General features: G+C 69.0%; 8 protein-coding genes. All 8 read right to left on the reverse strand.

Translation table 11 applies throughout. The features are described from left to right. Positions 1-51: 51 nt before the first annotated feature. The 8 genes from E3O23_RS11290 to E3O23_RS11325 all read right to left on the reverse strand — a co-directional run bounded on the left by E3O23_RS11290 (position 52) and on the right by E3O23_RS11325 (position 9119). Positions 52-465 (reverse strand): DUF7715 family protein, encoded by a 414-nt coding sequence (locus E3O23_RS11290; RefSeq protein WP_134491047.1) that lies wholly within the window; start codon positions 463-465, stop codon positions 52-54. 213 nt (positions 466-678) lie between these two features. Next, positions 679-1704, reverse strand: a complete 1026-nt coding sequence (locus E3O23_RS11295; protein ID WP_134491049.1) for a LacI family DNA-binding transcriptional regulator — start codon at positions 1702-1704, stop codon at positions 679-681. A 55-nt stretch (positions 1705-1759) separates the two neighbouring features. Beyond that, positions 1760-3175, reverse strand: coding sequence for a GH1 family beta-glucosidase (locus E3O23_RS11300; RefSeq protein WP_198415178.1), 1416 nt, complete (start codon positions 3173-3175; stop codon positions 1760-1762). A 38-nt stretch (positions 3176-3213) separates the two neighbouring features. Further along, a complete protein-coding gene (locus E3O23_RS11305; RefSeq protein WP_134491053.1) occupies positions 3214-4059 on the reverse strand; it encodes a carbohydrate ABC transporter permease in 846 nt (281 codons plus the stop codon). After that, positions 4056-5030, reverse strand: a complete 975-nt coding sequence (locus E3O23_RS11310) for a carbohydrate ABC transporter permease (protein ID WP_134491055.1) — start codon at positions 5028-5030, stop codon at positions 4056-4058. Before E3O23_RS11310 ends, E3O23_RS11305 begins: the two co-directional genes overlap by 4 nt. Positions 5031-5156: 126 nt before the next feature. Beyond that, entirely contained in the window at positions 5157-6434 is a 1278-nt protein-coding gene (locus E3O23_RS11315; RefSeq protein WP_134491057.1) for an ABC transporter substrate-binding protein, read from the reverse strand. Positions 6435-6630: 196 nt separating this feature from the next. Further along, the gene (locus tag E3O23_RS11320) at positions 6631-7341 is read right to left on the reverse strand and encodes an NAD(P)H-binding protein (RefSeq protein WP_134491059.1); all 711 of its coding nucleotides are present in this window, start codon (positions 7339-7341) and stop codon (positions 6631-6633) included. A 41-nt stretch (positions 7342-7382) separates the two neighbouring features. After that, the gene (locus E3O23_RS11325) at positions 7383-9119 is read right to left on the reverse strand and encodes an MDR family MFS transporter (RefSeq protein WP_134491061.1); all 1737 of its coding nucleotides are present in this window, start codon (positions 9117-9119) and stop codon (positions 7383-7385) included. Between the last annotated feature and the right edge of the window lie 299 nt (positions 9120-9418).

Below are 9418 nucleotides of genomic sequence, written 5' to 3' on the forward strand. Positions count from 1 at the left end.
GGTGGTCGAGCTTGACCGTCGGTGGTCGAGCGTGTCGAGACCCCAGCTCGATCACCGGTGGCCGAGCCCGTCGGGGCCCGGTGCCGATGGACGTCGCCGAATGCTGATCCTGTCGTAGGACCGCTCGAGGATCGCACCCGTCGGCCATCCCGCGATGAGGGCCAGTTGATCCCGCGCGAGCCCCTCGGCATCCGCGGGGTCCCAGCCCTGGGCGGAGAGCCCGGATGCGAGTGCAGCGACGTAGTCGCCGACCGTGAAGCCGGGAATCTCAGCGATCCGCGCAGTTGTCGTCGCGCGCCGGGAGCTCAGGCCGGCGAATCCACGGGAGCAGCCGCAACCGCACTCCGGGTGGACGCTGTCGCAGTCGCAGGGTTCCTGGATCGTCACCAACTCACCTTCGACGCACCAGTGATAGTCGTCTTCTCGAGTGCCCTGGGACAGGGAAGTCGCCACGAGAACGTTCATGTCGCTTCCTCCTTGGTTGGGAATCATGCGACTGTTCTATCCCCACCGTCGGACATTCCCCGGCGCCCTCGCACCCAAAGCAGGACGGATCGTCGGCGCGTCATCGACGACCGGACGGACTCGCCGGCTTCAGGCCTTCGGTCCGGTTTTCGCGGCCATGCTCCCGGAGGAAGGGTGTCGAGACCCGCCACGGGCCAGCGCCCGGTGCCCGGCCTACGCGGAGTCGCGCACCACGAGGTACGTCGGCATGATGGTGCGGTGCGGAACGCCCGTGTCCCCGCTCAGCAGCCGCAGCAGCATGTCGGCCATGGCGAAGCCCATCTCCTCGGACGGCTGGCTCACGGTCGTCAGCGGCACGGCGGCGGATGTCGCTGCCGGGCTGTCGTCGAATCCCACGATCGCCACGTCCCGCGGCACGGCCCGTCCCTGCTCGCGCAGCACGTCGAGCACCCCGGTCGCCATGAGGTCGCTCGCCACGAAGAGGGCGTCGACGTCGGGGCAGCGCTCGAGCAGCCGTCGGGTGGCCGCCGCGGCCCCGGCGGCCGTGAAGTCGGCGTGCTCGATCGCATCCGTGGCCAGGCCGGCGCGTTCGAGCGTGCGCAGGAACCCGGCGAGCCGGTCGATGCCGGCCGGCATGTCGACCGGCCCGGTGATCGAGCCGATGCGGCGGCGGCCGAGGTCCAACAGGTGCTGGGTGCCCGTCTCGGCGCCGGCCGCGTTGTCGACGTCGACGAAATAGGCCGTGGTGTCCGCGGCGCTCGGACGCCCGCCGAAGACGGCCGGCATGGTCGACTCGAGTTCGGCCACGAATTCGTCGCCCGTGTGGTGGGACACGATCAGGGCCCCGTCGGCGCTGCCCGACCGCAGGTAGCGCATGGTCTTGTGCCGGGGGTCGCTCGAGGCGACGAGCAGGTTGAGCGTGTAGTCGCTTTCCTCCAGCCGGCGGGTGATGCCCTGCACGACGGCCGCGAAGTAGGGATCCCCGAAGAACCGGGTCATGTCCTCGGGCACGACGAGGGCCACGGCCTGGGTCTGGCGGTTGGCGAGCGAGCGGGCGGCCCGGTTGGGCACGTAGTGCAGCCGGTCGATCGCAGCATTCACGGCGGCGACGATCTCCGGGCTCACCCTGGTCGAGCCGTTCACGACCCGGCTCACGGTCGCCCGGGAGACGCCGGCCTCCGCGGCCACCATCTCCAGGGTCGGCTGCGCCGGACGCGCCTGGCGCACTGCGGTTGTCATGGCGCCAGTCTATTTGCGCACACCGGGTGCCCGACCCCTGCCGGTGGCCCCGGTCTCAGGAGAGCGCCCGGTCCCGGATGATTTTCGCGTAGGCCAGTCCGCTGTCCTTGACGGTCCGCTCCTGCGTCTCGTAGTCGACGCGTACGATCCCGAAACGCTTCTCGTAGCCCCACGCCCACTCGAAGTTGTCCAGCAGCGACCAGTAGAAGTAGCCGTGCACCGGGACGCCCTCATCGATGGCGTCGAGGATGGCCGACAGGTGCGACCGGAGGAACTCGGTGCGCTCGACATCGCGCACCCGCCCGTCCGCGTCGACGGTGTCGTCGTAGGCGGCACCGTTCTCGGTCACGTAGATCTTCGTGCCGGCCGGCCGGGTGTACTCACGGTCCACGCGCAGCAGCAGCTCGCGCAGGCCGTCCGGCTGCACCTCCCACTCCATCGCGGTCAGCGGCAGCCCCTGCGGGTGGTTGAACACGCCGTCGGCCGCGGGGAAGGGCGAACTCGTCGCCCGGCCGGTCGGGGCCTGGGCGAGCAGCGGATGCTCCGCCGGCCGGTCGCTGACCAGCTCGCCGTGGTAGTAATTCACGCCCAGGGCGTCGATCGGCTGGCTGATCCGGGCGAGGTCCCCGTCGCGGATGACCTCGGCGAGGCCGAGCCCGGCGACATCGGCGAGCAGGTCGGCCGGGTAGGCGCCGCGGAAGATCGGGTCGAGGAAGAACCGGTTGAACTGGCCGTCGATGCGCCGGGCGGCATCGAGGTCGCCGGGGCTGGTCGGGTCGACCGGCTTGGCGACGGTCAGGTTGAGCGTGATGCCGAGCTCGAGCTTCGGGTCGCGTTCGCGCAGCGCCTCGACGGCGAGGCCGTGGCCGAGCAGGAGGTGGTGGCCGGCGGCGAGCCCGGCCGGCTTGCTCTGCCGGCCGGGCGCGTGAACGCCGGCCGTGTAGCTGAGGAACGACGAGCACCACGGCTCGTTGAGCGTCGTCCACACGCCGACGCGGTCGCCGAGGGCCTCGTGCACGTTCAGGGCGTAGTCGCGGAAGAGGAACGACGTGTCGCGGGCGGCCCAGCCGCCCTTCTCCTCGAGCGCCTGGGGCAGGTCCCAGTGGTGAAGGGTCAGCCACGGTTTGATGCCAGCGGCGAGCAGCTCGTCGACCAGGCGCGAGTAGAAGTCGAGTCCCTTCGGGTTGACCGGGCCGCCGTCGGGCTGCACGCGCGACCACGACGTGGAGAACCGGTAGGTCTGCAGTCCCAGGTCCTTCATCAGCGCCACGTCGCCCTGGTAGCGGTGGTAGTGATCGCACGCGGTCTCGCCGCTTTCGCCGTTGATCACGGCCCCCGGAACGCGGCTGAAGGCGTCCCAGATCGAATCGGTGCGACCGTCCTCGTGGGTCGCGCCCTCGATCTGGTAGGCGGCCGTGGCCGCGCCGAAGAGGAATCCTGCCGGGAAGGCGCGGGCGTCTGTAGTAGTCATGTCCTCATTCTTAGTCACTGTCGAGTGTTCCCGCACGGTCATCCCTTGACCGCGCCCTGCATGATTCCGGCAACCAGTTGCCTGCCGAGGAAGACGAACACCAGGATCAGCGGGATGATCGACAGCACGACGCCGGCGAGCACGAGCGAGTAGTCGACATAGAACGCCGCCTGGAGCTGCTGCAGCGCCACCGGGAGGGTCGGGTTGCCGGGGTCGAGCACGATGAAGGGCCAGAAGAAGTTGGTCCAGGTGCCGATGAAGGTGAACAGGGCCAGCATCGCGGCGGCCGGTCGTGCGGCGGGCAGGCCGACGTGCCAGAAGCTTCGGATCATCGACGCCCCGTCCATGCGCACGGCCTCGATCAGCTCGTCGGGAAGCGCGTCGCGCAGGTATTGGGTCATCCAGAACACGCCGAAAGCGGTCACCATGCCCGGCGCGATGACGGCCCAGAGGCTGCCGGTCCAGCCGAGGCGGGACATCACGATGAACAGCGGCACGATGCCCAGCTGGGTCGGCACGGCCATCGTGGCGATCACGAAGATGAGCAGGCCCTCGCGGCCGCGGAACTTCAGCTTGGCGAACGCGTAGCCGGCGAGGGTCGAAAACGCGACGACGCTGATGGCCACGCTGGTCGAGACGATGATGCTGTTCAGCAACGCCGTCCAGAACGGGATGCTGTCGATCACCGTCGCCGCGTTGGCAATGAAGTTGCCCCCCGGGACCCACATCATGCCGTTCTTGTTGATCGCCGCGGCGTCCTGGCTGCCGATCAGGAACGACCACCAGATCGGGAACGCCGAGCCCAGGAGCACCGCGATCAGGATGCCGTAGACCCAGAGTCCCGGCCGGCGGTCGTGGCCGCCGATCTGATTTTTCCTGCTCATCGGGTGCCTTTCGTGCGGATACGCCGCTCAGTGGAGCCGGCAATCCGGCGGGTGATCACGAAGTTGAGCACGGCGATCACGAGGATGATCAGGAAGAGGAGCCAGGCCACGGCCGATGCCCGGCCGAAGTTGCGCTGGCCCCAGCCGAGCTCGTAGATGTACAGGGTGAGGGTCTGCCACTGGCGGTTGGCGCCGCCCTGGCCGGCCGTGTCGAACATCCGCGGCTCGTCGAAGATCTGCAGCCCGCCGATAGTGGACGTGATGATCACGAAGATGATCACGGGACGCAGCAGCGGGATGGTGATCGACCAGAAGGTGCGCAGCCGATTGGCACCGTCGATGATCGCCGCCTCGTAGTAGTCGCGCGGGACGGCCTGCATGGCGGCCAGGAAGATCAGCGCGTTGTAGCCGGTCCAGCGGAAGTTGACCATCGTGGCGATCGCGAGATGGCTGGGGATGATGTCGACGTGCCAGCGGATCGGGTCGATGCCGAGGCCGCCGAGGATCTCGTTGATCAGCCCGAACCGGTCGCCGAACATGTTGCTGAAGATGAGGGCCACGGCCACGGGCGCAACGACATAGGGCAGCAGCACGCCCATGCGCCACAGGGTTTTGGCCCGCAGGTTGTAGTCGAGGAAGGCGGCGATGCCGATCGCGAGGAGCACCTGGGGAACGCTGGAGAGCAGGAAGATGCTGAACGTGTTGCGCAGCGAGGTCCAGAAGTACGGCTGGCTGAGCACGGTGACGTAGTTATCGACTCCGACGAAGTCACCCTGGCCGCCGATCAGGTTCCAGTCGTGCACGGAGACCCAGGCCGTGTACAGCAGGGGGAAGAGGCCCACGAGCCCGAAGAGCACGAAGAACGGCGAGATGTAGAGGTAGGGGGAAAGGCGCACATCCCAGCGGCTGAGCCGGTGGCTGATGGCAATGCGACGGATGCTGCGGGCATCGGCCTTGATCGCGACGGTCATGAGCGGTCCTTGAGTCTTGTTTCAGCGGTGGTCGAGCCTGGCGAGGGACCCGGTGGTCGAGCCTGTCCAGACCCGGTGGTCGGGCCTGCCGGGAAACCCGACAGGCCCGACCAGCAAGCGGCGGTTCTAGCCGAGCGCCTTGACGTCGGCGACAAACTGCTCCCACGACTTGTCGGGAGTCATCAGGCCGTCTTCGACGCGGGTGAGGGCCTGCTGCATCGCGTCATTGATCGCGAAGTAGTGCGCACCCTTGAACGGGGTCACCTCGACCGCAGCGGCGCGGTTGGCCAGGATCTGCCCGGTCGGCGCGTTGTTGAAGAACTCGTTCGTCGCGCCCAGCAGCTCATCGCTTTCCAGCGCCGCGCGCTGGCTCGGGAAGGTGCCCTTCGACGCGAACGCCTGGAGCTGCTGCTCCGGGGCGGTGAGCCAGGCGGCCAGCTTCTGGGCCTCTTCCTGGTGCTTCGACTGGTTGGGAACTGTCAGGTACGAGCCGCCCCAGTTGCCGCCGCCGCCGGGGAAGGTGTCGGCGACGTCCCAGCCGGTGACTCCCTCTGCATTGCCGGAGATCACGCCGAGCATCCAGCCCGGGCAGAGCATGGTCGCGAAGCCGTCGTTCTGGAAGCTGGCGGTCCAGTCGTCGCTCCACTGCGAGAGGTGAGCGGAGAGCGAGCCGCTGGCCTCGAGCACGCTGGTGTACGCCTCCTTCACCTCCGGGTTCTTGGTGGCGATGATGGTGCCGTCCGCCTTCTCGTAGGCGTTCGGCATCTGGTTGACGACGCCCTGCCAGGTGGCTCCGGCCGAGTCGAACCAGGGCACGTCAGTGCCGGCGGCGTCGAACTTCGCGCCGGCGGCGTAGTAGCTCTCCCAGCTGGTGCCGAGCATCTTGGCGACCTCGGCACGGTCGGTGGGCAGCCCGGCTGCGGCGAACAGGTCGGAGCGGTAGCAAACGCTCTCCGGGCCGATGTCGGTGCCGTAGCCGATCAGGCGACCGTCGGCATCCGTTGCGGCCTTTTCCTTCCAGTCCAGCCAGCGGCCGGCGACGTCGGCCGAGGCCAGGTCGACGAACTGGTCGGAGTACTGCAGCAGCTCGGGCAGCCAGTCGACTTCGATGGCCTCGATGTCGCTGAGTCCGCTGCCGGCCGCGAGGCGAGTGGTGAGGTTGTCGCGCGCCTCGTTGGAGGTTGCGGCCTTCTTGTGCTTGATGGTGACGTTCGGGTTGGCGTCCTCGTACTGGCCGAAGAGGTCGTCGTAGCCGAACTCGTTGAACGTGGCGACGGTCAGGGTGACCTTTCCGTCGTACGTCTTGCCTGGGTCGGTGCCGGCCGAACAGCCGGTGGCGATGAGGGCGATGGATGCTGCGCCGGCGATGGCGGCGGCAACTGTGGTGCGCGGGAAACGCTTCACGGTCACTCCTTTGTGTGCGTGGGTGTGGTGCGGGATGGGATGCGGGTGATCCTCGAAGAGCCCTCGGGAAACCGTGAGAGCGCTCTCACGAGCGTGAGAGTCAGGTTAGGCGACTCCCGCGCCTATTGTCAAGAGAGCGCTCTCACGAGTTTTCCAACAATCCCGGTTGGCCCACGCGGGGCGGGTGCCGGCGGGGTCAGCCCAGGGCCGCCACGGCGTCGGCCACGGGCACCGTGCCGGAGATCAGGTGCAGCACCCGGTGATTGCCGGCGCCGGTGCGGATGAGCTCGGCAAGCACGGCGGCGACGTCGGCGCGGGGGACCGTCCCGCGCTGCTCGGGCTGTCCGGCTTCGGTGTGTCCGGCTGCGGTGTGCCGCGGCCCGGTGAGCTCGAGCCGCACGGCCCCGGTAGCGGCGTCGTCGATCAGGCCGCCCGGGCGAACGATGGTCCAGGCCAGCGGCCGGGCGATGAGGTCCTCCTCGGCGGCGAGCTTGGCCCGGAGGTAGGCGACGAAGTCGGCGGGCACCGAGTCCGGCGACGCGCCGCCGCGCACCTGGTCGACCCCGGTCGACGAGATCTGGATGAGACGCGGCACGCCCGCGGCCTCGGCCGCGTCGGCCAGCAGCACGGATGCGCCGAGGTCGACGCTCTCCTTCCGGGCGTCTCCGCTGCCGGCGCCCGCCCCGGCGGCGAACACCGCGACATCCGCGCCGGCCAGCGCCCGGGCCACGTCCGCGGCCGGGGCGTGCTCGAGGTCGAGCACCACCGGGGTCGCGCCGTCGACCATGAGATCGGCGCCGTGCGCCTCGCTCCGGATCAATCCGACGACCTCATTCCCGTCCGCTGCCAGCATCCGGGTCAGCTCCCTGGCGATCTTTCCGTGTCCACCTGCAATGACTATGCGCATCTGGGCGATAACCCGGCGCGCCCGCCGTTCATTCCCGCCGGTCAGCGGGAGGGGCGCTGTTCGGGGCGTTCGAACTCGTCGACGTCGATGCCCGGTTCGACCATGGCGCCCATGGTGTCGGCCGCGCGCTGGGCCTGCCGGCCCACGTCCTCGGCCAGTCGCGCCGCGTGCTCGTCGGCCGCCTCCTGCAGTGGCGACGACGTGCGCAACGGCGGCGCCTGGAGGAAGAAGCTCAGCACGAACGCGATCAGCACGACGACCAGGCTCACCCAGAACACCGTCACGGTCGCGTTGTTGAACCCCACGAGGAACGGCTCGGCCAGCCGCGGGTCGGCGGAGTTGAGGAAGGAACTGTCCCCGTCGAGCGCGCTGCCGAGCGAGGAGGGGTCCTTCAGCAGGTTCAGGATGCCGGCGTTGGCCGGGTCCGCGCGCACGGCCGGGTCGGTCGCGGCCGCCTTGACGCCCGCGGCGATGCCCGGGTCGCTGAAGGCGGCGCGCAGGGTGTCCGGGATGCGGGTGAAGAGCACCGAGAAGAGCACGGCGGTGCCCAGCGTCCCGCCGATCTGCCGGAAGAATGTCGACGCCGAGGTTGCGACGCCGATGTCGCGCGGGCCGACCGAGTTCTGGCTGGCGATCGTCAGGGTCTGCATCAGCTGGCCGAGCCCGAGGCCCACCAGCAGCATCCCGACCATCATGAACCAGACAGGCTTGTCGGCGGTGGCGAAGGTGAAGACCAGGAAGCCGGCGGACATGAACGCGGTGCCGATGGTGGGGAAGATCTTGTACCGGCCGGTGCGCGCGATCAGCTGCCCGCTGACGATCGAGGAGATCATCAGCCCGCCGATCATCGGCAGCATGAGGAAGCCGCTCTCGGTGGGGTTGGCGCCGTCGACCAGCTGCAGGTAGAGCGGCACGGTCATCATGGCGCCGAACATGCCGAAGCCGACGAGCACGCCGAGCACCGTCGCCATCGAGAAGGTCGGCGAGCGGAAGAGCTTCAGTGGGATGAGCGCGTCGTCGCCCATCATCCGTTCGGCCAGCAGGAAACCAATGATGCCGAGCGCGCCGATGGCGTAGCAGGTGATCGCCAGGGGCGAGGTCCAGCCCCAGATCCGTCCCTGTTCGGCGACGAGCAGCAGCGGGGCCACGGCGAGGATGACGGTGACCGCCCCCCACCAGTCGATGCGGACCGGCCGCGTGAAGTGTGGGATGTGCAGGAATCTCAGCACGATGGCCAGGGCCACCAGGCCGATCGGGATGTTGATCAGGAAGACCCAGCGCCAGCCGGTGATCCCCAGGATCGTCTCGCTTCCGGCGAGCACGCCGCCGATGAGCGGCCCGATCACGCTGGAGATGCCGAACACGGCCAGGAAGTAGCCCTGGTACTTCGCGCGTTCGCGCGGCGCGAGCATGTCGCCCATGATCGTGAGCGGAAGCGCCATCAGGCCGCCGGCGCCGAGGCCCTGGATGGCCCGGAAGATGGCCAGTTCGTACATCGAGTTCGCCATGCCGGCCAGCAGCGAACCGATCAGGAAGATCGAGATGGCGATGAGGAACAGCGGGCGGCGACCGAAGATGTCACTCAGCTTCCCGTAGATCGGCGTGCTGATGCAGGAGACGATCAGGTACGCGGTGGTCACCCAGGCCTGCAGCGCCATCCCGTCCAGGTCGTCGGCGATCGTGCGCATCGACGTGCCGACGATGGTCTGGTCGAGCGCGGACAGGAACATGCCCGCCATGAGCCCGAAGATCACGAAGAGGATCTGTCGGTGGCTCATCGGCGGGGCTGCGGGCGCGGCAGCGGCGGGAGTCGGGGGAGTTTGCATCGTGTGCAAAGTTACACGCATCCCGGAGCGCGGTTCAATGCCCGGGAGGGCCGGGGGACCGCTGCGGGTCCACGGCCGCGGGTAGGCTCAACCACGTGCCTGAAGATCGCCTGCCCGGCCGAAGCCCGGGAGGGCGACGGCGCGTCCGCCGCGCCGCCGTGCTCGTGCCTGCCGCGATCGCCCTGGCGGCGGCCGCCCTGGTCGGCGGCGCCATCTCCGGATTCGGCCCCGCCGCCCGCACGCCCCCGCCC

This window comes from Cryobacterium tagatosivorans, assembly GCF_004402215.1.
GTDB classification, from domain to species: domain Bacteria; phylum Actinomycetota; class Actinomycetes; order Actinomycetales; family Microbacteriaceae; genus Cryobacterium; species Cryobacterium tagatosivorans.